The sequence below is a fragment of the Microbacterium album genome, assembly GCF_014643695.1.
GTDB lineage: Bacteria > Actinomycetota > Actinomycetes > Actinomycetales > Microbacteriaceae > Microbacterium > Microbacterium album.
Map to the genome: position 1 here is coordinate 41,495 of NZ_BMJY01000014.1, position 22,324 is coordinate 63,818.

A 22,324-nucleotide genomic window follows, 5' to 3' on the forward strand; every position below is an offset into this window, starting at 1 on the left:
CCCTTCACGGTGCCGCGCCGGCCCACGCCGCGCGCAGCAGGTTCTCGACGCCTTCGACGTTCGCGGAGCGCGGGTTCGAGGGCGGAATGGCCGCCACGCTGAGCGCCGCTGCCTCCGAGATGTCCTCTTCGCGCAGCCCGAGCTCAGCGAGCGACGCCGGCGCGCCGATCTCTCCCCGGAATTCGAACAGCGCCTCGACGGCGGGGCGGCCGTCGAACGCGGCCGACACGCGTGCGGCGGCGTCGGGCGCATCCTCGGCGTTGAACGCGAGCACGTAGCCGAGGACGACCGAGTGGGTCTCGGCGTGGGGCATGTTGAAGCGCCCGCCCAGCACATGGCAGATCTTGTGGTGCATGCCGGAGCCCGCCGAGGCGAACGCGACGGCGGCGAGGTAGGCGCCGTAGAGGGTCTGCTCGCGCGCGTCGAGGTCGTCGGGATCGGCGTGTAGGGCGCGCAACCCCGGCACGAGCGCCCGCAGTCCCTCGGTGCCCAGCGCGCGGTTGATGGGATCGGCGCGCGGCGCCCAGAAGCCGTCGACCGCGTGGGCGATCGCATTGAGCCCGCTCGAGACCGCCAGTCGGCCGGGGAGACCGGCCGACAGCGAGGCGTCATAGACGACGACCTTCGGCAGCACGCGATCGTCGACCCCCGTGGTCTTGTGCTCGGCTTCCGTGATGCCCCACACATTGGTGGCCTCGGAGCCGGCGAAGGTGGTCGGCACCGCGACGACGGGCAGGCCCGTGTCGCGCGCGACGATCTTCGCGAGACCGGTGGCTGATCCACCGCCGATCGCGACGACGGCGTCCGCCTTCGTCTCCTTCGCCAGCTCGACCGCCGCGCGGGCGTTCTCGGAGGGCACGTGCTGGACGATGTCGTGGATGCGCGCGACGACGGTCATGCGCGCGGCGATCGCGTCCGCCAGCTCGATCGCGAAGGCGTCGGCGATGAGCAGGACGCGCGCGGCGCCGAGCCCTTCGACGGCGATGGCGGTGTTGTCGACGGCCGCGCGGGTGCCGAAGAGCACCCGCTGGCCGAGCGTGCTGTGATCGAAGACGATGCCCATCAGATCGCGGCGCTCCGTTCGGCGCGGCGGATCGGAGCGCAGGACAGGATGCCTGCGCCGACGGGGATGTCAGGGTCGATGGCGGACATCGGCGGTCTCCTCATCTCGACGTGGCTCGCCTCTGGGCCACTGCCGCGAGTATCCGGGCGGGCGCGTCCGAGCGACAACCGCGATGTCCATCCAATGATCACGTGCACGATCGTCGAGAGCGGTCGTGGCCCGGTCAGGTGTTCATTGGATGGATGCCGGCGCGCCGTGCGGCACATCAGCGGGCCACGATGCCTGTGCGGCCGATCAGCGCCGCGACGTGACCGACGACGGAGACGGGGCGACACATGATCCGATCACGAGGCGACGCGCCGGAGATCGCCATCCTCGGAGGGGGGATCGGCGGTCTCGCCGCCGCGGCCTTCCTGCATCGCGCGGGAGTTCCCGCCACTGTCTACGAACAGGCGCCGGCGCTCAGCGAGGTCGGTGCCGGGCTCGTGGTCGCGCCCAACGCGGCGCGCCTGCTGCGGCGCCTCGGTGTGCTCGACGGGCTCGTGAGGGACGCCGTGCGTCTCGAGGTCGGCTGGGAGTTCCGCCGCTGGAGCGACGGCACCGTGCTGTCGGCCGAGGATCTCTCGGACCGCTGCGAGCAGCTCTTCGGCGAGCACACCTACACGGCGCACCGTGCCCACCTGCTCGACGCGATCCGCTCGGCCGTGCCGGCGGAGGCGATCCAGCTGGGCAGTCGCTGCGTCGAGCTGGCGCTGGACGGCTCCCGGCCGCGCCTGCGCTTCGAGGACGGCCGCGTCGTTGAGGCCGACATCGTGATCGGCGCCGACGGCATCCACTCGGTCGTGCGCGGAGCGATCACCGAGCCGCGTCCCGCGGCCTTCGCCGGCATCATCGCGTTCCGGGCGCTCGTGCCCGCCGATCGCGCTCCCGAGTTCTCGCAGCGGCCCGCGCAGACGCTGTGGATCGGCCCGGGCCATCACCTCGTGCACTATCCGGTGTCGGCCGGCCGCTTCGTGAACCTCGTCGCGTTCGCGCCGGCAGCCGAGCAGTCGACCGAGTCGTGGAGCGCGACCGCGACCGTCGAGGAGTTCCTGGCCGAGTTCGAGGGCTGGGATCCTCGGCTCGTCGACCTCATCCGCGCCGCCGGCACTCCGGGGCGCTGGGGGCTGTTCGATCGCGCCCCGCTGGAACGCTGGAGCGCGTTCACGCCGTCCGGCGCCGTGACGCTTCTGGGGGATGCCGCGCACCCGATGTTCCCGTTCTTCGCGCAGGGGGCCGCGCAGTCGATTGAGGACGCGGCCGTGCTGGCGCAGTCGATCGCCGACAGCCCGCATGACCTCGCGGCGGCGCTGCGCCGCTACGAGGAACTGCGCATCCCCCGCACGGCTCGCCTGCAGGAGATCAGCCACGGCCGCGCGCACATCAACCATCTGCCCGACGGGCCGGAGCAGGAGGAGCGCGACCGCGCGTTCATGGAGGCCGACCCGCTGCTCGCCAACGGGTGGATCTACGAGTACGACCCCGAGACGGCGGAGGTCGCGACGTCGCCGTAGATCGGCACTCGCGCCCGTCCGTGGAGGCCGACGGCGGATTGTCGCGGGTCGCTCTCCCCTCGACCCGTGACGTCGGCGTAGGTCATGGGGCCGCCGCGGACTACTTTCGCGAGAGCGAGCGGCTCGCTCGCGACCGCGATCACGTTCCGGGATGTGCGACCTCGGGCACCGCGACCCACGTGCGTGAGGCGGCGCTCTCGAGCACCGCGTCGATCACCGTCGCGGCCGACCATGCGTCCAGCGCCGACGGAGCGAGCTGACGGTCTTCCGTCACGGAGGCGAGGAACAGCGCCGCCTCGATCGTCTTCAGATCGTCGAAGCCCATGCTCGTGCCCGCGCCCGGCTGGAACCGGGAGAACTCGCCGAAGTCGGGACCCGCCATGATCGTGCGGTAACCGTCTGGCGAGTCCGCGAGCTGCAGCTCGTTGAGGCGCTGGAAGCTCCAGCGCAGCGACCCGCGGGTGCCGTACACCTCGAGCCCGTACTCGGCGCGGGGGCCGATCGCGATGCGGCTCGTTTCGAGCACGGCGACGGCGCCGTTCTCGAGGCGGGCGAGGATCGCGGCGTAGTCCTCGTTCTCGACGAGCCCGCGCGGACCGCCTTCCGCGCCCCGCGAGAAGTGGCTGGCCGCGCCCGCGGTCGGCAGGGGGCGCTCGCGGATGAACGTCTCGGTGAGCGCGGAGACCTCGCGGATCGGGCCGACCACGTGCTGTACGAGGTCGGCGCCGTGTGAGAGCAGATCGCCGAGCACACCGGATCCCGCTCGGTCGCGCAGGAAGCGCCAGGTGAGCGCGCCCGCCGGATCGGACGAGTAGTCCGCGAGCAACGACGTGCGGACGTTCGTGATCTCGCCGAGAGCGCCCGTACGCACCAGGTGCCGGGCCCGGGCGATCGCCGGGGCGTGACGGTAGTTGAAGCCCACCGCGCTCACCAGTCCGCGCGCGGCCGCCGCGCGCGCGATGTCGCCGGACTCGGCGGCGCTGCGTCCCATGGGCTTCTCGATCCAGAACGGCTTGCCGGCTTCGATCGCCGCAAGCGCGATCTCGTGATGCAGGAAGTTGGGTGAGCAGATCGACACGACGTCGACGTCGTCGCGCTCGACGACCTCCCGGTAGTCGGCCACGCCCTCGCGGTAACCCAGCACGTCGGTCGCGTGCGCGCGGCTGCCCTCATCGGGATCGGCCGCGACGACCAGCTCGGCGTGGGCCGGCAGCTCGGGGAAGTGATGCCGCGCGGCGAGATAGGCGCGCGAGTGCAGTCGGCCCATCCAGCCGACCGACACGAGTCCCACGCGGATCCGCTCAGCGGCCATGTCAGATCTCCTCGAGGGTCGGGCCAGCGATCGTCTCGCCGTTCGTCTGGGGCGGATCGTGCGACGCGCCGTCCATACGACCGAATGTACTATCAAACGTCGCGGACAGGGTGGGGTCGGAGCCGCTCCCGTCTGTCCGCCGACGGAGGACTACTTCGCGACGAGAGTCGTCTCGAAGCTGTACATGTCGGGGCGGTAGCAGTGACGGCCGAACTCGACGGCGTGGCCCGAGCCGTCGTAAGCGACCCGCTCCATCGTGAGCAGGGGGCTGCCGCGGTCGACGTCCAGCAGCTGCGCCTCATCTCCGTGCTCGCGGCGCGCGCCGATGCGCTGCTTCGCCACCCGGATGGCGACGCCTCGTCCGCGCAGGATCTGATACAGGCCGCGCTCCTCGAGCTGCTCCCTCGTGATGTCGCTGAAGTCCGCCGGCAGATAGTTCTCGAGCAGTGCGACCGGCACGCCGTCCGTGCTGCGCTGGCGGCGCACGTAGAGCACGTCCGAGCCTGACGCGAGACCGAGGCGATCGGCGACCTCGTCGGGCGCCGGCATGATCTCGCGCTCGATGACACGGGTGGTCGGCTCGTGGTGCGCGTTCTGCAGATCCTCGTACAGGCTCGTCAGCTCCACCTGTCGGGTGACCTGGCCCTGCACCACCTGCGTCCCGATGCCCCGGCGGCGCACCAGCAGCCCTTTGTCGACCAGCTCCTGGATGGCGCGCCGCACGGTGGGGCGCGACAGGCCGAGGCGATGGCCGATCGCGATCTCGTTCTCGAGACGCGCGCCTGCGGGGATGTCGCCGGAACGGATTGCTGCCTCGAGCCGGCTGGAGACCTGATAGTAGAGGGGGACGGGGCCCGTGCGGTCCAGGTCGGCGAACAGTTCGTCTGGCCACACTGGTTGTTCGGCGGGCATCGCGGAGCTCCTTCTGGCCGACCATCGGTCAATGTCCCGACATGTTACCGATCTCGCGCTGGCAGCGATGTTCGGCGCACCTAATGATCCGTTGTGATATTGTCAGTACAACCTAGGTGGTAATGCGACCGACGAGCGACAATGGAGTAGGGACAGTGACCTTCACGACCGATGTACTGGCACTCGGCCGCCTCGGCGTAGACATCTACCCCATGCAGGACGGCGTCGGTCTCGAACGGGTAGAGACCTTCGGCAAGTACCTCGGCGGAACGGCCGCGAACGTGACGGTCGCGGCCGCGCGCTACGGTCACCGGTCCGCGTTGGTCTCGCGCGTGGGGGACGATCCGTTCGGGCGCTACCTGCGAGCTGAGCTCACGCGCCTCGGCGTCGACGACAGGTTCGTCGCCACCGACCCGGCGTTGAAGACCCCCGTGACCTTCTGCGAGATCTTCCCGCCCGACGACTTCCCGCTCTACTTCTATCGGGAGCCGAAGGCTCCGGATCTGAACATCGATACGACCCAGATCGATGCGGAAGCGGTACGCGGCGCGGGCATCCTGTGGGTCACCACGACCGGCCTGAGCGAAGAGCCGAGCCGCGAGGCTCACCACGCCGCGCTCGCCGCCCGCGGCCGGGTCCGGCACACGATCATCGACCTCGACTACCGGCCCGTGTTCTGGGAGGACCCGAACGTCGCGACGGCGCAGCTCGCACCCGTGCTCGAGCAGGTCACGATCGCTGTCGGCAACCGCGAGGAGTGCTTTGTGGCGGTGGGCGAGAGCGAGCCCGAGCGCGCGGCCGACGCGTTGCTGGATCGTGGCGTCGAGATCGCCGTGGTGAAGCAGGGGCCGAAAGGCGTGCTCGCCAAGACGCGCGATGAGCTCGTCGAGGTGCCGGTGCACGAGGTCGACGTCGTCAACGGGCTCGGCGCGGGCGATGCGTTCGGCGGGGCGCTGTGCCACGGCGTGCTCGAGGGCTGGAGCCTGGAGCGCACGCTGCGCTTCGCCAATGTCGCCGGCGCGATCGTCGCGTCGCGCCGCGAATGCTCGACCGCGATGCCGACGGCCGCAGAGGTCGAGACGATCATGCAGGGGGCGTGACATGAGCGAGATCGGCCCTGAGGGCTTCCAGCGTCTGCGCGACATCCGCGCGCACGAACCGAACCGCATCGGCGAGATGCACGCCGCGCGCCGCCGACGCGACGTGCTGCAGGGCGACGGGCGCCTGTTCATCGTCGCCGCGGACCACCCGGCCCGCGGCGCGCTCGCGGTCGGCTCCGATCCGACCGCCATGGCCGACCGCTACGTGCTGCTCGAGCGGCTCGCTGTGGCGCTGCGTCATCCGGGCGTGGACGGCGTGCTCGGCACGCCGGACATCATCGACGACCTTGCCGCGCTCGGACTGCTCGACGACAAGATCGTGGTCGGGTCTATGAACCGCGGCGGCCTGCGGGGCGCAAGCTTCGAGATGGACGACCGCTACACGGCATATGACGTGCCGACGATGGTCGCCCAGGGAATCGACTTCGCCAAGACCCTGGTCCGCGTGAACCTGGAGGATGCCGGCACGGCCGCGACGCTGCAGGCCACCGCGGATGCGGTCACGCACGCGGCGGCCGCGGGACTGCCGATCATGCTCGAGCCGTTCATGAGCCGCTGGAAGGATGGCCGCCTCGTGAACGACCTCTCGACCGACGCCGTCGTGCTCTCGATCGCCATCGCCGCAGGCCTGGGGGCCGATAGCTCATACACCTGGATGAAGCTGCCCGTCGTGGACGATATGGAGCGCGTCATGGCAGCGACCACCATGCCCACCCTGCTGCTCGGCGGCGACGCCGGCGCCGACCCCGACGAGACCTTCGCGGCCTGGGAGGGCGCTCTCGCGCTCCCGGGCGTGCGGGGTCTCACCGTGGGGCGCACGCTGCTCTACCCGCCCGACGGCGACGTCGCCGGCGCTATCGATACCGCCGCCCGCCTCGTGCACGGCGACATCCCCGCGATCGTCTGAAGACCGAGTTCCCATCCAAGGAGATCCCCATGAGCACCATCGAGACCACCGCCGCGGCTGCCGACACCGGCGGCGATCTTCCCGTGATCGGCCATTGGATCGACGGGGCGGTGCGTCCGTCGTCGAGTGGGCGCACGGCGCCGGTGTTCAATCCGGCCACGGGCGCGGTGTCGGCGCGGGTGGCGCTGGCGGATCAGGCGGAGGTCGATGAGGCGCTCGCGTCGGCGCAGGGCGGTTTCGAGGCGTGGTCGCGGTTCTCGATCGCGAAGCGTCAGACGGTGCTGTTCGCGTTCCGTGAGCTGTTGAACGCGCGTAAGAAGGAGCTGGCGGAGATCATCACGGCCGAGCACGGCAAGGTGCTCACCGATGCGATGGGGGAGATCCTGCGCGGGCAGGAGGTCGTGGAGCTGGCGACGGGCTTCCCGCATCTGATCAAGGGCGCCTACAGCGAGAACGCCTCCACCGGCATCGACGTGTACTCCCTGAAGCAGCCCTTGGGCGTGGTGGGCATCATCAGCCCGTTCAACTTCCCCGCGATGGTGCCGATGTGGTTCTTCCCCGTGGCGATCGCGGCCGGCAACGCGGTGGTGGTGAAGCCGAGCGAGAAGGACCCTTCGGCGTCGCTGTGGCTGGCGCGGCTGTGGAAGGAAGCGGGGCTTCCGGATGGCGTGTTCACGGTGCTGCAGGGTGACAAGCTCGCGGTGGACGGGCTGCTGACGAGCCCGGTCGTGCAGTCGATCTCGTTCGTCGGATCGACGCCGATCGCGCAGTACATCTACGAGACGGCGTCCAAGCACGGCAAGCGGGTGCAGGCCCTGGGCGGGGCGAAGAACCACATGCTGGTGCTCCCCGATGCCGACCTCGACCTGGTCGCGGACCAGGCGGTCAACGCCGGATACGGCGCAGCGGGGGAGCGGTGCATGGCGATCTCGGTCGTGCTGGCGGTCGAGCCGGTCGCGGACGAGCTGATCGCGAAGATCTCCGAGCGGATTGCCAATCTGAAGGTCGGCAATGGCGCCGGGAGCGAGGACGGCGAGCCCGACATGGGGCCGCTGATCACCCGCGAGCACCGTGAGAAGGTGGCGGGCTACGTCGACATCGCCGAGCAGGATGGCGCGACGATCGTCGTCGACGGTCGGGACTTCCGTGTGGATGGGCATGAGGACGGGTTCTTCTTCGGACCGACGCTGATCGACAACATGCCCACCACGTCGCGCGCGTACCGGGAGGAGATCTTCGGGCCGGTGCTGCAGGTGGTGCGGGTGGAGACCTTCCAGGAGGGTGTGGATCTGATCAACTCCGGACAGTTCGGCAACGGCACGGCGATCTTCACGAACGATGGGGGAGCTGCCCGCCGGTTCCAGCATGAGATCCAGGTCGGCATGATCGGCATTAACGTGCCCATCCCCGTCCCGGTGGCGTACCACTCCTTCGGGGGCTGGAAGGCGTCGCTGTTCGGTGACGCGAAGGCGTACGGCGTGCACGGGTTCGACTTCTTCACCCGGGAGAAGGCCATCACGAGCCGGTGGCTCGATCCGGCCCGGCACGGGGGCATCAACCTCGGATTCCCCCAGAACGACTGACGACGCGCACGACCGACGCATCGGGGTGCCCCAATGGGCGCCCCGACGTGGAACGTCCGAAGGAGAACACACATGACGGCTCAGCGCTGGTTCCATCGGCGCGGATCGCTGGCCCGAGACGGCTGGCAGACCGTGGTCGACGACACGATCGCGGGCTGGGAGCACACGGGCCTGCTCGTCGCCGAACTGGGCGGCGAGCACGAAAGCGAGCGCCTCTTGCCTGGCGGCACCGAGAAGCTCATCGTCCCGCTCGCCGGTTCGTTCGAGGTGCGGGTGCGCGAGCAAGGCGAAGAGACGTCGCACTCGCTCGCGGGCCGAGAGTCGGTGTTCCACGGCCCGACCGACGTGCTCTATGTCAGCACCGCCGCCGAGGTGGTGCTCTCTGGAGCGGGACGCGTCGCCGTCGCGACCTCGCCCACCGACCGGGTGCTTCCGACGCGGCGCATCGATGCATCCGAGACGCCCGTCGAGCTGCGCGGTGCCGGGGGGTCGAGCCGCCAGGTGCACAACTTCGGCACGCCCGAGGCGCTGGATGCCGCGCGATTCATCGTGTGCGAGGTCATCACGCCCGCCGAGAACTGGTCTTCCTACCCGCCGCACAAGCACGATGAGCACCACCCGGGTCACGAGTCGCGTCTCGAGGAGATCTACTACTTCGAGGCCGCGCCTTCGCGCGTCGGCGGCGAGAAGGGATCGCCGGACGCCGCCTTCGGCATGTTCAGCACCTACTCGTCGCCCGCTGGCGACATCGAGATCGACGCCCTCGTGCGCACGGGCGACGTCGCGCTCGTGCCCTACGGCTACCACGGGCCGGCCGTCGCGGCGCCCGGCTACGACCTCTACTACCTGAACGTGATGGCGGGGCCCGATCCCGAGCGGGTCTGGCTCATCAGCGACGACCCCGCGCACGCGTGGGTCCGCGAGACCTGGGAGGGCCAGCGGTTCGACGACCGGCTGCCCTACGGAAGCACGGAAGGCTGATCCGATGGCGGAGACCAAGCGGATGACCGTCAGCCAGGCGCTCGTCGAGTTCCTGGGGCACCAGTGGACGGTCGACGGCGACATCCGGGAGCGCACCATCCCGGGGATGTTCGGCATCTTCGGTCATGGCAACGTGGCCGGCATCGGCCAGGCGCTGAAGCAGTTCAACGTCGAGCAGCCCGAGCTGATGCCGTACTACCAGGCCCGCAACGAGCAGGCCATGGTGCACCAGGCGGTGGGCTACGCGCGCATGCACCGCCGCCGCGCGACGTTCGCATCGACCGCGTCGGTCGGCCCCGGCGCCACGAACATGCTCACGGGCGCGGCGCTCGCGACCACGAATCGCCTGCCCGCCCTGCTGCTGCCCTCCGACACGTTCGCCACGCGTGTCGCGGACCCCGTCCTGCAGCAGCTCGAGCAGCCGCACGACATCGGCCTCACCGTCAACGACGCGTTCCGGCCGCTGTCGAAGTTCTTCGACCGGGTGCAGCGGCCCGAGCAGCTGTACTCGATCGCGCTCGCGGCCATGCGCGTGCTCACGGATCCGGCCGAGACCGGCGCGGTGACGATCGCGCTTCCCGAGGACGTCCAGGCGGAGGCGATCGACGTGCCTCTGGAGTTCCTCCGGGATCGCGAGTGGCGCATCCGCCGGCCCCGCCCCGAGCGCGACGCGTTCGCCGCCGCGGTCGCCGCGATCCGCGCCGCGAGCAAGCCCTTCATCGTCGCCGGCGGCGGAGTGCTCTACTCCTCGGCCGAGGAGCAGCTGCGCGCACTCGTCGAGGCGACGGGCGTGCCGGTCGGCACCTCCCAGGCCGGCGGCGGCGTGCTCACGTGGGACCACCCGCAGAATCTCGGGGGCGTTGGCGCCACGGGTACCATGGCGGCGAACCGCCTGGCGGCGGAGGCCGACGTGGTGATCGGCATCGGCACGCGCTACAGCGACTTCACCACGGCCTCGCGCACGGCGTTCCAGAACCCCGCCGTGACGTTCGTGAACATCAACGTCGCCCCCTTCGACGCCTACAAACACGGCACCCAGGTGCCGGTCATCGCCGATGCGCGCGAGGCGCTCGTCGAGTTGGCGGATGCGCTCGCGGGGTGGCGCGTGGACGCGGAGTACGCCGAGCGCGTGGCACGCGAGAAGGCGCAGTGGGACGACACCGTCGACGAGGCTTTCGCGCCCTCGGGCCTGGCCCTTCCCGGGCAGCCCGAGATCATCGGCGCCGTGCAGCAGGCGAGTGCTCCGGAGGACGTGATCGTGCAGGCCGCCGGATCCCTGCCGGGAGATCTCCACAAGCTGTGGCGCGTGCGCGACCCGCTCGGCTACCACGTCGAGTACGCGTACTCCTGCATGGGCTATGAGATCGCGGGCGGTCTGGGCGTCAAGCGCGGCGCGCTGGCCGACGGGTCCGATCGCGACGTGATCGTCATGGTGGGCGACGGTTCGTACCTCATGCTCAACACCGAGCTCGTCACGGCCGTCGCGGAGGGCATCAAGCTGATCGTCGTCCTGATCCAGAACCACGGCTACGCGTCGATCGGGCATCTGTCGGAGACGGTCGGATCAGAGCGGTTCGGCACCAAGTACCGCGCCTACGACCCCTTCGCACGCAACTTCCAGGGCGAGGACGTGCTGCCGGTCGACCTCGCGATGAACGCGCGCAGCTACGGCCTCGACGTCATCGAGATCGAGCCGACCGAGAACGCGGTGGACGACCTCCGCGCGGCCCTCGCGCGTGCGAAGGCCTCGGACCGCTCCACCTTCATCCACATCAACAGCGACCCGCACATCTACGCGCCCGGCGGCGCCGGATGGTGGGACGTCCCGGTCGCGGAGGTCTCGACCCTCGCGTCCACGCAAGCCGCTCGTGCCGAGTACCTCGAGCAGCAGAAGGCGCAGCGACCGCTGCTCGGGGCGGCTCGCCGGGGTAGTCATGGAGGTCCCGTATGAACGCGACCGTTGCCGGTGCGCCGGTGAGTTTCGGCGTCTTCGAGCTCACTCCCGAAGGGTCAGAGATCGTCTCGCCCGACGAACTGCTCGAGTCGCTGGCCGCGGCCGGGTACCGGGGCGTCGACCTCGGCCCCGAGGGATACCTCGGGCGTGGACCCGAGCTGCGGGCGCGGCTTGATCGGTTCGGTCTCGACCTCGCCGGCGGCTGGGTGCAGTTGCCGCTCACAGACGACGACGCGTTCGAAGCTTCCCTGCCGACGCTGCGCTCGGTGCTCCGTAGGTTCTCCGAGGGAGCCGAAAGAGGGCCGGCGCGACTGCCGCTACCCACGCTTGCCGACGATGGCTCGGCAACCCGGAAGGCTCACCCGGGGCGCGGTGAAGAGGTCGACCCGCTCGCTGCTACCGCATGGCATCGGCTTCTCGCGAATCTCGAGACCGCGGCTCGCATCGTCCGGGAGGCGGGGTTCGAGCCGACGTTTCATCATCACGCGGGCACCTTCGTGGAGTCTCCCGCCGAGATCGATCATTTCCTCGCGCACTCTGACGTCGGGCTGACGCTCGATACAGGGCATCTCTTCATCGCCGGGGGCGATCCAGCCGAGGCGATCCGGCGCTGGGGCGACCGCATAAACCACCTGCACCTCAAGGACGTCGATGTTGGCCGACTTCGTGGGGTTCTGTCGGCGGGCGGCGGCATGCGCGAGGTGTGGTCAGGCGGGGCCTTCGTCGCGTTCGGACGCGGCGATGTCGATCTGGAAGGCGTCATGGAAGCGATGCAGCGCCGCGCATATGACGGGTGGGTCGTCGTCGAACAGGACGTTCTGAACGGCCCGAGCGCGCCCATCGCGGAGTTCCTGGCTTCGCGGTCCGTGGATCAGCGAATCAACCGCGGGGCCCTCAGCCGTTGGGTGTGACGCAGCCCCGGCCGCTTACCGACGATCACTCTCCAGATAGACGAGGTACCGCATGACCCAGACTCCTGTCCGCATTGGCCTGATCGGCGCGGGACGCATTGGCCAGGTGCACGCTGCGAACATCGCCGCGGATGCCGACACGTCTCTCGCATGGATCGCCGACCCGTTCGTCGCAGGCGCCGAGGAGATCTCGTCGCGGTATGGCGGCCGTGTCACCGATGACCCCGAGGAGCTTCTGTCATCGGGTGAGATCGATGCCGTGCTCATCGCGTCGCCGACCGCCACCCACGTCCACCTCATCGCCCGCTCCGTGGATCTCGGTCTTCCCGTGCTGTGCGAGAAGCCGATCGACTTGGAGATCTCGCGCGTGGACGCGCTACGCGAGAAGGTCGCCGCCAGGAACGTACCTGTCGCGCTGGGATTCAACCGACGCTTCGATCCGGCCTTCGCCGGTGTCCGCGCGCGCGTCGCGGCCGGTCAGATCGGTGCTCTCGAACAGCTCACCATCATCAGTCGAGATCCCGCTCCACCGCCGCCCTCCTACATCGCCGCGTCGGGAGGGATCTTCCGAGACATGACCATTCACGATCTCGACATGGCGCGGTTCTTCGTCCCGGAGATCGTCGAGGTGCATGCCACCGCCACGACCACCTTCGACGAAGGTGCGCGCGGGCACGACGATTTCGACACCGCCGTCACGACGCTTCGAGCCGAGTCGGGGGCGATTGTGACGATCCTCAACTCTCGCCACAGTGCAGTCGGCTATGACCAGCGGGTCGAGGCGTTCGGGGCGCGGGGGTACCTGTCGGTCGCGAACGCCCCCACCAGTCTCGTGAGCCTGTCCACGTCAGAGGCGGTGGAGGCCAAGCCTCCATACGAGAACTTCTTCCTCGAACGCTATGCCTTTGCCTATGCGGAAGAGCTACGCGAGTTCGTCAAGCTAGTCCGTGGGCAGCCCTCGCTGAGCCCCACATTCGAGGATGGGCGAGCTGCTCTCCTGCTCGCCGATGCCGCGCAACGGTCGGCCGTCGAACGCATCGTCGTGCCTGTGCGTCTGACGTGACTGGCCTCCGCCCTCGGTCGGTGAACACCTCATCTCGCCGGCCGCGTGAGGGCCGGCGAGACATCGGCGTATCGAGCGGGGTTTCTGGACACCCACGCCATCGATCAGGAAAGGACTGCCCATGCCATATGCAGACAACGACGGGACGAGCATCTACTACGAGGTGATCGGCGAGGATTCGGCGGAGCCGGTCATTCTCATCGAGGGCTTCACCGCTCAACTCATCGGCTGGCGGCCTACTCTCGTCGCCAAGTTCGTCGGTCAGGGACTGCGCGTCGTGCTCATGGACAACCGCGATGTGGGTCTCTCCGACAAGCTTGGCGGACCGCACGATGTCGAGCGCGCGTACACCATCGCCGACATGGCGCGCGATGTGGTCGCGGTCGCCGATGACCTGGGACTCGAGCGCTTCCACGTCGCAGGGCAGTCCATGGGGGGCATGATTGCGCAGGCCGTGCTCGCCGAGGTTCCCCATCGGGTGTGCTCTGCCACGCTGTTCTACACGACGCCGGCCAGCGGAAACGCTCGGTACATGCGCGACCCGGACGGCGCACAAGTCGGCATCGGTCGCCACCCTGACCGGGCATCTGCGATCGAGGCGTTTGTGGCCCGGGAGCGCGTCGCCGGATCGCCCGCGTATCCTTTTGACGAGGCGTGGGTTCGCGAACTCGCCACGAAGAGCTACGACAGGTGCTACGAGCCCTCGGGGTTCATCCGTCAGTGGAAGGCAATCGAGGATTTCTCCGCAGGGGTCGCAGATCGCCTGCGCCACCTTGAGACTCCCGTGACCATTTTCCATGGCCTGGACGATGCGCACATTCTGCCGGCTGCGGCGATCGACCTGCACCTGATTCTGCGAAACTCCGAGCTGCACCTGTTCCCGGGCATGGGGCACGAACTGGTTGAGCCTCTGTGGGACGAGTTTGCCGCGGGTCTCGCGCGTGCGGTGAGACGCGGTGCGGCGACGACGCCGCGCCGGAACCAAGGGTCGAGCGCCAAATGTGTTGACATTACGACGATAGATTGACATTTTCTACGGTTCACGGTTGGATCGGAGTCCCGGGGTACCTACTGATCCCCTCGTCAAGGAAGACAGGTGTTGCTGATGACACAGAACAGTTCACGGCGTTGGCGCGCGGCTGCCTCAGCGGTGGGGGCACTCGTAGTGGCAAGCCTTCTCGCCGCATGCACGGGCGGGGATGGAGCAGGTTCTCCCGCGACGCAGCAGAACCCGGACGTTCTCAACATCGCGATCGGTACGACTCCCGACACCCTTGACCCGGCGCTCAACGGCAATGGCGACCCACTGCAGATCGTCACATCGCTGGCCTACGAACCTCTCATCAACCTCCTGCCCGACGGCTCGTATGGCCCCGGGCTCGCCACAGACTGGGGCTATGTCGGAGAGGGAAACACCGTCTTCGAGATGCAGCTGCGTGAGGGGGTCAAGTTCAGCGACGGCTCCGATCTGACTGCAGAGGGGGTAAAAGCGAGCCTGGAGTACTTCGGGTCTGCAGGCGGCCCCTTCGCGTCGCGCGTCGAGAACATGGCGTCTATCGAGGCGACGGGACCGCTGAGCGTCCGCATCACGTTGAACGACCCGACCCCGACTATGGAGTACATGCTCTCCCAGCGCTCGATGACCGGGTCGATCGTCAGCCCGGAGGGCTTGCAGGACGTCGCTGCGCTGGGAACCTCCACGGCTGGAGCGGGCCAGTACGTTCTCGACAGGGCCGAGACCGTCACAGGGCAGGTGTACACGTTCGTGCCCAACGAGCACTACTTCGCCCCCGAGGTCGTCCAGTTTGACAAGGTCGTCGTCAAGGTCATCGCCGACCCCAACGCCCAGCTGCAGGCACTGCAGTCCGGTGAGGTCGACTACATGCTCGGCACACCGAACGTCGCCGAGGCCGCGGAGAGATCCGGTTTCAACGTCTCGGCATCGCCGAGCTCCGTGAACATGGCGATGGTGCTCGATCGCGAGGGCAAGGTCGTTCCCGCACTGGGCGACGAGCGTGTCCGCCAGGCGATGAACTACGCCGTCGATCGCGAGGCCGTCACGGAGGCACTGTACGGCGAGCACGGCCGGGCATCGGATGTCGCCTCGCTTCCCGGTTTCGATTCCTACGCCGAGTCCCTCGAAGGCGCGTACCCCTACGATCCGGAGAAGGCCAGCGAGCTCCTGGCGGAGGCCGGCTTCGCTGACGGCTTCTCTTTCGATCTGATCGCGTTCAACCTGCAGCTCGGCGTTACCGACGCGGCCCAAGCGCTCGCCAGCGAGTGGGCGAAGGTGGGCATCAGAGCGAATATCGTCACGCCCGTGGACTTCGCGGACTTCCGTACGAGGATGGAGGCCCCCGATGCGCAGGCCGTTCTGATGTTCTATGGCCTCAACCCGATGCAGATCAACGGTGAGGACTGGTTCCTCGGCTGGGGGAACCCGCACAGGGTCTTCGACCCGACGATCGACGAGCTGTTCGTCAAGGGCGCGGGCGAGCCTGACCCTGCCGTTCGCCAGGCGGACTACGTGGCGCTGCAGGAGAGGCTCTCTGAGCTGGCCTGGTTCACCCCCTTCGCGCACATGGACAAGATCGTCATCTCCCGTCCGGGCTTGGAGGGCGCCGAGGTCGCCGGTACCTACCTCGACCCGAACCCCGCCTTGTTCACCGTGTCCACGGAGTCGGCGGAAGAGTAGATCAGGGAAGTGGTCTGCCGGTCGCATCCCGGCCGGCAGACCACTCCTGCAACGGAGTTCTCACATGATTCGTCTCATCGCTTCGCGCTTGTTGTGGTCGATCCCACTGCTGTTCGTGGTATCGCTGCTCGTGTTCATCCTCCAGTCGCTCCTCCCCGGCGACGCGGCCCAGATCCTGGCCGGCCTAAACGCGACACCGGAGCAAGTCGAGCAGCTGCGTCGCACGTTGCGACTGGACCAGCCCGTGCTCGTGCAGTACTGGCACTGGCTTTCCGGAGCTATGACGGGAGATCTGGGCACTTCGTTTCGAAATAACGAGTCCGTCACCGAGGCACTGAACGGACGTCTGGCGGTGACGGTCTCGCTCGTGGGCTTGGCCACGGTTCTCGCACTGGTGCTCGGGGTCGGCTTCGGCCTGGTGTCGAGCCTGGGCGGACGCGTTGCCCGCGTCGCGTCGGATGTGCTGTCAATCCTCGGCGCCGCGGTACCGGGCTTCATCATCGCGATCGCGCTCGTCGGCGTGTTTAGCGTCGGCCTGGGGTGGTTCCCCGCGAACGGATACGTCCGACCGGAGCACGGCGTGGGGTTGTGGCTGCAGGCGCTGGTGCTGCCCGTGATTGCGCTCGCCTTCGCCAATCTGACGTCTGTTGCGAAACTGACCCGTGAAGGCATGAAGGACGTCATGCAACGCGATTTCGTGCGGAATCTCCGGGCCAACGGGATGTCCCGCAGCTCAATCGTGCTCAAGCATGCACTGCGCAACGCGTCGCTTCCGGTCGTCACGACGGTCGGGCTGAGCGTGGTCGCCTCGTTGACCTCAGCCGTCGTCCTCGAGCAGATCTTCGGCCTGCCCGGCCTCGGTTCGCTCGCGATCAGCGCGACCTTCGGGCATGACATCCCGGTGATGCAGGGAGTCGCCGTCTATTTCACCCTCATCGTCATCGGCATCAATCTCCTCCTCGACATCGTCTACGGCGTCCTCAACCCGAAGGTGAGGCACTGATGGTCAGTTCCACCGTTTCGCTGCGCGTCCCCACCACCGACGAGCGACCCGGCAGGGGTCTGCTGGGCAGGTTGCTGAGCAAGCCGTTGTCGGCGATCTCGGCGGGATTCCTCCTCCTCCTGGTGCTGGCAGTGATCGCAGCACCCATGATCGCCCCCTACGACCCGCTCGCCGGCGACCTCTCCGCGACGTTCCAGCTTCCGAGCGCCGCCCATCCCCTGGGTACCGACAACCTCGGGCGAGACATTCTCTCGCGCCTCATGTTCGCGGCCGGACCCGCCCTGCTGAACGCCGCCATCGCGGTCGCGACGGTGCTGATCGTCGCTGTTCCGACGGCAGTGTTCGCGGGCTATTTGCGCAACTGGCTCGATGCCGCTGTAGTCCGCACCGGCGAGATCGTCATGGCCATCCCGTCCATCGCCGTGCTCCTCATGGTCCTCGCCTTCTTCGGACAGAGCATGACCTGGGTCATGGTCGCGCTGGGGCTTCTCTCTTCCCCGGCGGTTATCCGAGTGGTGCGTTCGGCCGCCATCACCGTGAGCGAGGAACCCTACATCGATGCAGCGAAGGTGGCCGGGCTGCGTACGGTGAGCATCGTCCGACGCCACATCCTGCCGCGCGTGATCGGCACGATCGTCATCAACCTCGCTCTGATCGCGGCGGCGTCGCTGGCCGTGGCGGCTGGTCTCAACTTCCTGGGGCTCGGTATCACGCCGCCGGAGCCCTCCTTCGGCAGCATGATCGCGGAAGGGAACACCTACCTGCAGCGCCAACCGTGGATCATCGTTCCGCCCGCTGTAGTGCTCACGCTCACCGTGATCGCGTTCATCCTCCTGGGAGATGGCCTGCGTGACGCCCTCACCGAGAAATGGGACGGCTCTCGCGTCGCCAAGCCCCGCGTGCCAGCCGCGGTACCGGCGGCGGTACCCCCGATTGCAGCGCAGCACGCCACGGACGCGGAGATTGACGACCCGGTCGTCAGGGTGACCGATCTTACGATCGGATACCCCTCCGAAGCGTCCGAGACAGGGTACATCGAGGTCGTCTCCCAGGTGTCGTTCGCCGTCGGGCGGCAGGAGACGCTCGGCCTGGTCGGCGAGTCGGGGTGTGGAAAGACCACGACGAGTCTTGCGGTGCTCGGGCTGCTGTCGAAGGGCGGCGAGATTCTGAACGGTACGATCGAGATCGACGGCGTGTCGACCGCCAAGATGAGCAAGGCTCAGCGCGACGCGCTGCGTGGACGCACCGTTGCGATGATCTCGCAGGAACCGATGGTCGCGCTCGACCCCCTCTACACCGTCGGCAACCAGCTTTCGGAGGCCATCCGGAGACATACCGCCCTGCGAGGAGCGGCAGTACGACAGCGCATGATCGAGCTCCTCGAGCAGGTGCGGATCAACGACCCCGAGAAGGTCGCGAGGTCCTACCCGTTCGAGATCTCGGGCGGAATGGCCCAACGCGTCGCAATCGCCATCGCTCTCGCCGGCGACCCGCGCCTGCTCATCGCCGACGAGCCGACCACAGCGCTCGACGTCACCGTTCAGGCGGAGATCCTCGAACTGCTGCGAACGATTCAATCCGAGCGCCACATGGGTCTCCTCCTGGTCACCCACAACTTCGGGGTCGTCGCCGACCTGTGTGACCGTGTCGCCGTGATGAAGGACGGCCGCATCGTGGAGCTCACCGACGCGGAGACCCTGTTCGATGACCCTCAGCACGACTACACGAAACTCCTGCTGTCGAGCACGCTCGAAGAGTCGACGTTGCGGGAGCCTCTGGACAGCGAGGAGCCCAGCAATGCTTGACGACACGTTGCTCGACGTCCGGGATCTGGATGTCATCTATCCGGGCCGTGGTGCTCGCCGCGCACCGTTTCACGCGCTGAGGAAGGTCAGCATCCAGATCCGCAGTGGGGAGACAGTCGGCCTCGTCGGAGAATCCGGCTCGGGCAAGACGACCCTGGGGCGTTCGGTGCTCGGGCTCGCTCCGGTCAGCGCTGGCTCGATCTCGTTCGACCGGGAGGACATCTCCCATCCGACTGCGAATCGTCGTCGAGAGCTGGCGCGATCGATCCAGGTCGTTTTCCAGGACCCCTACGGGTCCCTGAACCCGGTTCTGCTTGTCGGCGACACTCTCGCTGAGCCCTTGATCGCGCAGGGGATCGGCAGGACCGAGGCGCGACGACGCGTGAGCGAGCTCATTGACCAGGTTGGGCTGCCGTCGAACGCGCTTTCGCGCTACCCACGCGAGTTCTCGGGAGGCCAGCGTCAGCGAATCGCGATCGCCCGGGCTCTCGCCCTGCGGCCTCGACTGATCGTGTGCGACGAGCCGGTGAGCGCCCTCGACCTCACCACGCAGGCGAGGATTCTGGACCTGTTCATCGAGATCCAGAAGGAGACGGGCGTCGCCTATCTGTTCGTCTCGCACGACCTCACTGTCGTGCGTCATGTGAGCCACCGGGTCGCTGTGATGTTCAAGGGCGAGATCGTCGAGAACGGCACGGCCGAGCAGGTGACGGGCGCCCCCATCCACCCGTACACACAGCGCCTGCTCATGGCTTCTCCGGTCGCGCACCCGGTACGGCAGCGCGAGCGGCGTGAGGAGCGACGGCGCCTCCTGGCAGCGCAAGCCGGCTCGTAGGCCGTCGGCGGAGAAACGGAGCAAGCACAATGGCAACCATCAGTACTCGAGCCGGGCGTCTGGCGGGCGTCGACATCGGCGGGGTCGAGCGCTTTCTGAATATCCCGTACGCGGCGCCTCTGACTGGGGCTCGTCGATATCGGGAGGCGGAACCGAGGGACCCCTGGACGGGAACGCGAGACGCGACCCGTCCAGGGCCGACCTCGCCGCAATGGGAGGTGAGCAGCCCATTGCACGGCCGGATCGCTTCCCCGGGCTGGCTGAGGGGAGATGACGTCCTCTCGGTGAACGTCTGGACACCGGATCGTACGGGGGAAGCGCCGGTCGCGGTGTGGATTTACGGCGGTGCGTTCAAGGAGGGAAACGCGGCCCTGCCCATGTACGATGGCACCGCCTTCGCTCGTTCGGGGATTGTCCTCGTGACGGTCAATTACCGCGTCGGCGTCGAGGGTTTCCTCCCGATCGACGGTTCTATAAACCGCGGGCTGCGCGACCAGTTGCGCGCGCTCGAGTGGGTCCGGGACAACATCGCCGACTTTGGCGGTGATCCAGGTCGCGTCACGATCTTCGGCCAGTCGGCGGGGGGCATGAGCGTGGCGAGTCTGGTCGCCACGCCGTCGGCGCGCGGGCTCTTTCACGCTGCCATCAATCAGAGCGGTCCCTTGCGCCGACCTGCTGACCGTGCAGACGGTGAGGCGACCACGCGTGCGCTGGCCGCGATCTGCGGAGTGGAGCCGACGGCGGAAGGTTTCGCCACAGTAGATCAGGTCCGGTTGCTGCAGGAGGCGAGCCGCCTGACCGGCACGGCTGGTGGCGCACTCTCGCCGGGGCCGTTCACGCTCGGCGTGCTCTCCGACCCGGACCTCGTGCCGTGGCATGCGACAGGACGCAGGGAAGATCGTTTCGCCTCTCGGGTCCCCGTGCTTGCAGGATTCACCTCCGATGAATTCCTGCTGTTCGGCTGGCCCGACCCCGATCTCGGAGACGATGAGGCGACGCTGGCGCTCGAGCGCCATGGACTCCACGGAACCAGGGCGCTAGAGGCGGCGCGCCAGCTATTCCCGGATCTGAGTGCGGGTACCATCGTGCGCAAGCTCGGGGAGGTGGACTTCTTCATTGCCCCGGTCGTGCAGTGGTTGGAGGATGCCGCGGCTCTCGGTCTGCCAGCGTGGGGCTACGAGTTCGCGTGGCGCACCCGTGCTTTTGACGGTGCGCCCGGTGCCTATCACGACCTGGAGATCCCGTTCGTCTTCAATCTGCTGGACGCGGAGCCCGTGGGCGATATGACGGGGCCACACCCTCCGCAGGAACTCGCCGATCGTATGCATGCCGACTGGGTTGAGTTTTTCCGGACCGGTGAGCTAGCGCGCGCGCCTTTCTCGGGTGGTGTACGAGGAACGCACCGTTACGGCGGGGAATCGAGGTCTGCGGTGTTTCATCAGCTCTACCTCGAGAACTGCAAGTCCTGAGAGTGCGCGACGCGGCGAGGCGCCGCAGCGGGAGCAGCGCCATCGATCGACTGGGCCCCGTGACGACACGTGCGGAACATCGTGCCCGAACGCTCGCGTCGGAGGCCGCTGCTACCGTGTGCGCATGACTGAGCACAGGGTCGTGGCCCCGCAGATCGCGCCGGGCGAGAGGGTGAAGGGGCCGGCGTCGTACTTCCCCAGCATCGAGAAGACGTACGGGCGGCCGGTTCAGGAGTGGCTGGACCTGATCGTGGAGCGGCTCGCCGGTGAGATGCACATGGAGGTCGTGGCATGGCTCAAGGCCGAGTACGGCCTCGGTCACGGCCACGCGAACGCGCTGGTGGCCTACTGCACGGCGGCCTTGGCGAAGTAGCGCGTCAGCCGATGCGCGAGGCATCGCCGAGGCGGTGCCACGTGCGGTTGTGGTAGACCAGCGCGCCGGCCTCGTGCTCCGGGCCTCGGTTCGTCTCGCCCTGCAGCGCGTGTGCCGCGATGACGGTCGATCCGCCCGCCTCGAGGCGGCTCACGATCGCGCAGCGCGCCCACGCCCGTGCGCCCGGGAAGAGCGGCTCGCCCGTTGACAGGCGCGTCCACTGCGACGTGTCGGCGAAGCGGTCGACGCCGCTCGTGGAGGCCAGGCGGGCGAGCGGCAGGTCGTCGGCATCCAGCAGATGCACGACGATTGTGTCCGCGGCCAGGATGGCGGGGGTCGCCGAGGACAGTGCCGAGACCGAGAAGATGAGCATCGGCGGGTCCACGCTGACCGACGCGACCGATGTCGCCGTCAGGGCGACCGGCCCATCCGGACCTTCCGCCGTGATGACCGAGACCCCGCCGGGGTGGCCCCGGAACAGCGTCTTGAAGCCGTCCGCGTCGAGCGATCCGGGCACGGACAGCAGCTCTCCCGCGTGGTCCCGGGACGCCGCGTCGCGTTCCTCCCGCCCCGACGCGGAGCTGTCGTCCGGCTCAGTGTTCGCGCTCGTGTTGCTCATGCCCCGACGTTACCGCCGCCCCGCGCGCGCCGGGGCCGGCGCCGTCGCAATGTGAACGCAGCGGAGCGACCCGGTGGGCCCGAGTGGGGCGCGATCGCCTCGACGGCCCCACGGCGACCATCGAGGTCGCGTTCCAGGGCCACTTCTCCCGCTTCGCGGACATGGCGCCCGGCGGCGATTTCGCGT

General features: G+C 68.3%; 19 protein-coding genes. 15 read left to right on the plus strand and 4 right to left on the minus strand.

The genetic code is table 11. The features are described from left to right. Positions 1 to 4: 4 nt before the first annotated feature. Positions 5 to 1,063 carry a maleylacetate reductase gene (locus tag IEX37_RS13140; RefSeq protein WP_188756739.1) on the minus strand — a complete coding sequence of 353 codons (1,059 nt, stop codon included), beginning with the start codon at positions 1,061 to 1,063 and terminating at the stop codon, positions 5 to 7. A gap of 335 nt (positions 1,064 to 1,398) precedes the next feature. Here IEX37_RS13140 and IEX37_RS13145 point away from each other — a divergent pair, with 335 nt between their 5' ends. After that, positions 1,399 to 2,616 (plus strand): FAD-dependent monooxygenase, encoded by a 1,218-nt coding sequence (locus tag IEX37_RS13145; protein ID WP_188756740.1) that lies wholly within the window; start codon positions 1,399 to 1,401, stop codon positions 2,614 to 2,616. 139 nt (positions 2,617 to 2,755) lie between these two features. On the opposite strand, the gene IEX37_RS13150 is transcribed toward IEX37_RS13145, so the two are convergent. Further along, entirely contained in the window at positions 2,756 to 3,928 is a 1,173-nt protein-coding gene (locus IEX37_RS13150; protein ID WP_188756741.1) for a Gfo/Idh/MocA family protein, read from the minus strand. A gap of 150 nt (positions 3,929 to 4,078) precedes the next feature. Next, the gene (locus IEX37_RS13155; protein WP_188756742.1) at positions 4,079 to 4,840 is read right to left on the minus strand and encodes a GntR family transcriptional regulator; all 762 of its coding nucleotides are present in this window, start codon (positions 4,838 to 4,840) and stop codon (positions 4,079 to 4,081) included. Positions 4,841 to 4,962: 122 nt separating this feature from the next. Between IEX37_RS13155 and iolC the strand changes: the two genes are divergently transcribed. The 14 genes from iolC (at position 4,963) to IEX37_RS13225 (ending at position 21,519) form a co-directional block, all read left to right on the plus strand. Beyond that, complete coding sequence (gene iolC / locus IEX37_RS13160) at positions 4,963 to 5,940, plus strand: 5-dehydro-2-deoxygluconokinase (protein WP_188756743.1); 978 nt, start codon at positions 4,963 to 4,965, stop codon at positions 5,938 to 5,940. Between the two features lies 1 nt (position 5,941). After that, on the plus strand, positions 5,942 to 6,847 hold the full coding sequence (locus IEX37_RS13165; protein ID WP_188756744.1) for a class I fructose-bisphosphate aldolase: 906 nt from the start codon (positions 5,942 to 5,944) through the stop codon (positions 6,845 to 6,847). Positions 6,848 to 6,876: 29 nt separating this feature from the next. After that, positions 6,877 to 8,430: a CoA-acylating methylmalonate-semialdehyde dehydrogenase gene (locus IEX37_RS13170; RefSeq protein WP_188756745.1), complete on the plus strand. Its 1,554-nt coding sequence runs from the start codon at positions 6,877 to 6,879 to the stop codon at positions 8,428 to 8,430. Between the two features lie 72 nt (positions 8,431 to 8,502). Next, positions 8,503 to 9,411 carry a 5-deoxy-glucuronate isomerase gene (gene iolB / locus IEX37_RS13175; protein ID WP_188756746.1) on the plus strand — a complete coding sequence of 303 codons (909 nt, stop codon included), beginning with the start codon at positions 8,503 to 8,505 and terminating at the stop codon, positions 9,409 to 9,411. Between the two features lie 4 nt (positions 9,412 to 9,415). Beyond that, on the plus strand, positions 9,416 to 11,362 hold the full coding sequence (gene iolD, locus IEX37_RS13180; RefSeq protein ID WP_188756747.1) for a 3D-(3,5/4)-trihydroxycyclohexane-1,2-dione acylhydrolase (decyclizing): 1,947 nt from the start codon (positions 9,416 to 9,418) through the stop codon (positions 11,360 to 11,362). Beyond that, the gene (locus tag IEX37_RS13185; protein WP_188756748.1) at positions 11,359 to 12,276 is read left to right on the plus strand and encodes a sugar phosphate isomerase/epimerase family protein; all 918 of its coding nucleotides are present in this window, start codon (positions 11,359 to 11,361) and stop codon (positions 12,274 to 12,276) included. The genes iolD and IEX37_RS13185 overlap by 4 nt, the downstream gene beginning before the upstream one ends. 52 nt (positions 12,277 to 12,328) lie before the next feature. Then, positions 12,329 to 13,339 carry an inositol 2-dehydrogenase gene (iolG, locus tag IEX37_RS13190; RefSeq protein ID WP_188756749.1) on the plus strand — a complete coding sequence of 337 codons (1,011 nt, stop codon included), beginning with the start codon at positions 12,329 to 12,331 and terminating at the stop codon, positions 13,337 to 13,339. Between the two features lie 121 nt (positions 13,340 to 13,460). Beyond that, complete coding sequence (locus IEX37_RS13195; RefSeq protein WP_188756750.1) at positions 13,461 to 14,366, plus strand: alpha/beta fold hydrolase; 906 nt, start codon at positions 13,461 to 13,463, stop codon at positions 14,364 to 14,366. A gap of 78 nt (positions 14,367 to 14,444) precedes the next feature. Continuing rightward, positions 14,445 to 16,034: an ABC transporter substrate-binding protein gene (locus tag IEX37_RS13200; RefSeq protein WP_188756751.1), complete on the plus strand. Its 1,590-nt coding sequence runs from the start codon at positions 14,445 to 14,447 to the stop codon at positions 16,032 to 16,034. 64 nt (positions 16,035 to 16,098) lie between these two features. Then, a complete protein-coding gene (locus IEX37_RS13205) occupies positions 16,099 to 17,037 on the plus strand; it encodes an ABC transporter permease (RefSeq protein ID WP_188756752.1) in 939 nt (312 codons plus the stop codon). Next, complete coding sequence (locus IEX37_RS13210) at positions 17,037 to 18,842, plus strand: dipeptide/oligopeptide/nickel ABC transporter permease/ATP-binding protein (protein ID WP_188756753.1); 1,806 nt, start codon at positions 17,037 to 17,039, stop codon at positions 18,840 to 18,842. The genes IEX37_RS13205 and IEX37_RS13210 overlap by 1 nt, the downstream gene beginning before the upstream one ends. Next, positions 18,835 to 19,677: an ATP-binding cassette domain-containing protein gene (locus IEX37_RS13215; RefSeq protein WP_188756754.1), complete on the plus strand. Its 843-nt coding sequence runs from the start codon at positions 18,835 to 18,837 to the stop codon at positions 19,675 to 19,677. Before IEX37_RS13210 ends, IEX37_RS13215 begins: the two co-directional genes overlap by 8 nt. 29 nt (positions 19,678 to 19,706) lie before the next feature. Beyond that, positions 19,707 to 21,146, plus strand: a complete 1,440-nt coding sequence (locus IEX37_RS13220) for a carboxylesterase/lipase family protein (protein WP_188756755.1) — start codon at positions 19,707 to 19,709, stop codon at positions 21,144 to 21,146. A 124-nt stretch (positions 21,147 to 21,270) separates the two neighbouring features. Then, positions 21,271 to 21,519 (plus strand): DUF4287 domain-containing protein, encoded by a 249-nt coding sequence (locus tag IEX37_RS13225; protein ID WP_188756756.1) that lies wholly within the window; start codon positions 21,271 to 21,273, stop codon positions 21,517 to 21,519. Positions 21,520 to 21,523: 4 nt separating this feature from the next. Here the strand turns inward: IEX37_RS13225 and IEX37_RS13230 are convergent, their stop codons facing one another. Then, on the minus strand, positions 21,524 to 22,138 hold the full coding sequence (locus IEX37_RS13230) for a flavin reductase family protein (RefSeq protein ID WP_188755801.1): 615 nt from the start codon (positions 22,136 to 22,138) through the stop codon (positions 21,524 to 21,526). Positions 22,139 to 22,324 lie beyond the last annotated feature (186 nt).

Excerpts from the sequence above, each read along its gene's own strand:
- IEX37_RS13200 (WP_188756751.1), top strand. The coding sequence starts at position 14,445 with ATGACACAGAACAGTTCACGGCGTTGGCGCGCGGCTGCCTCAGCGGTG.
- IEX37_RS13185 (WP_188756748.1), top strand. The coding sequence starts at position 11,359 with ATGAACGCGACCGTTGCCGGTGCGCCGGTGAGTTTCGGCGTCTTCGAG.
- iolG (WP_188756749.1), top strand. The coding sequence starts at position 12,329 with ATGACCCAGACTCCTGTCCGCATTGGCCTGATCGGCGCGGGACGCATT.
- IEX37_RS13165 (WP_188756744.1), top strand. The coding sequence starts at position 5,942 with ATGAGCGAGATCGGCCCTGAGGGCTTCCAGCGTCTGCGCGACATCCGC.
- iolD (WP_188756747.1), top strand. The coding sequence starts at position 9,416 with ATGGCGGAGACCAAGCGGATGACCGTCAGCCAGGCGCTCGTCGAGTTC.
- IEX37_RS13195 (WP_188756750.1), top strand. The coding sequence starts at position 13,461 with ATGCCATATGCAGACAACGACGGGACGAGCATCTACTACGAGGTGATC.
- IEX37_RS13220 (WP_188756755.1), top strand. The coding sequence starts at position 19,707 with ATGGCAACCATCAGTACTCGAGCCGGGCGTCTGGCGGGCGTCGACATC.
- IEX37_RS13210 (WP_188756753.1), top strand. The coding sequence starts at position 17,037 with ATGGTCAGTTCCACCGTTTCGCTGCGCGTCCCCACCACCGACGAGCGA.
- IEX37_RS13205 (WP_188756752.1), top strand. The coding sequence starts at position 16,099 with ATGATTCGTCTCATCGCTTCGCGCTTGTTGTGGTCGATCCCACTGCTG.
- IEX37_RS13145 (WP_188756740.1), top strand. The coding sequence starts at position 1,399 with ATGATCCGATCACGAGGCGACGCGCCGGAGATCGCCATCCTCGGAGGG.
- IEX37_RS13150 (WP_188756741.1), bottom strand. The coding sequence starts at position 3,928 with ATGGCCGCTGAGCGGATCCGCGTGGGACTCGTGTCGGTCGGCTGGATG.
- iolC (WP_188756743.1), top strand. The coding sequence starts at position 4,963 with ATGCGACCGACGAGCGACAATGGAGTAGGGACAGTGACCTTCACGACC.
- IEX37_RS13155 (WP_188756742.1), bottom strand. The coding sequence starts at position 4,840 with ATGCCCGCCGAACAACCAGTGTGGCCAGACGAACTGTTCGCCGACCTG.
- IEX37_RS13170 (WP_188756745.1), top strand. The coding sequence starts at position 6,877 with ATGAGCACCATCGAGACCACCGCCGCGGCTGCCGACACCGGCGGCGAT.
- IEX37_RS13215 (WP_188756754.1), top strand. The coding sequence starts at position 18,835 with ATGCTTGACGACACGTTGCTCGACGTCCGGGATCTGGATGTCATCTAT.
- IEX37_RS13140 (WP_188756739.1), bottom strand. The coding sequence starts at position 1,063 with ATGGGCATCGTCTTCGATCACAGCACGCTCGGCCAGCGGGTGCTCTTC.
- IEX37_RS13225 (WP_188756756.1), top strand. The coding sequence starts at position 21,271 with ATGACTGAGCACAGGGTCGTGGCCCCGCAGATCGCGCCGGGCGAGAGG.
- iolB (WP_188756746.1), top strand. The coding sequence starts at position 8,503 with ATGACGGCTCAGCGCTGGTTCCATCGGCGCGGATCGCTGGCCCGAGAC.
- IEX37_RS13230 (WP_188755801.1), bottom strand. The coding sequence starts at position 22,138 with ATGAGCAACACGAGCGCGAACACTGAGCCGGACGACAGCTCCGCGTCG.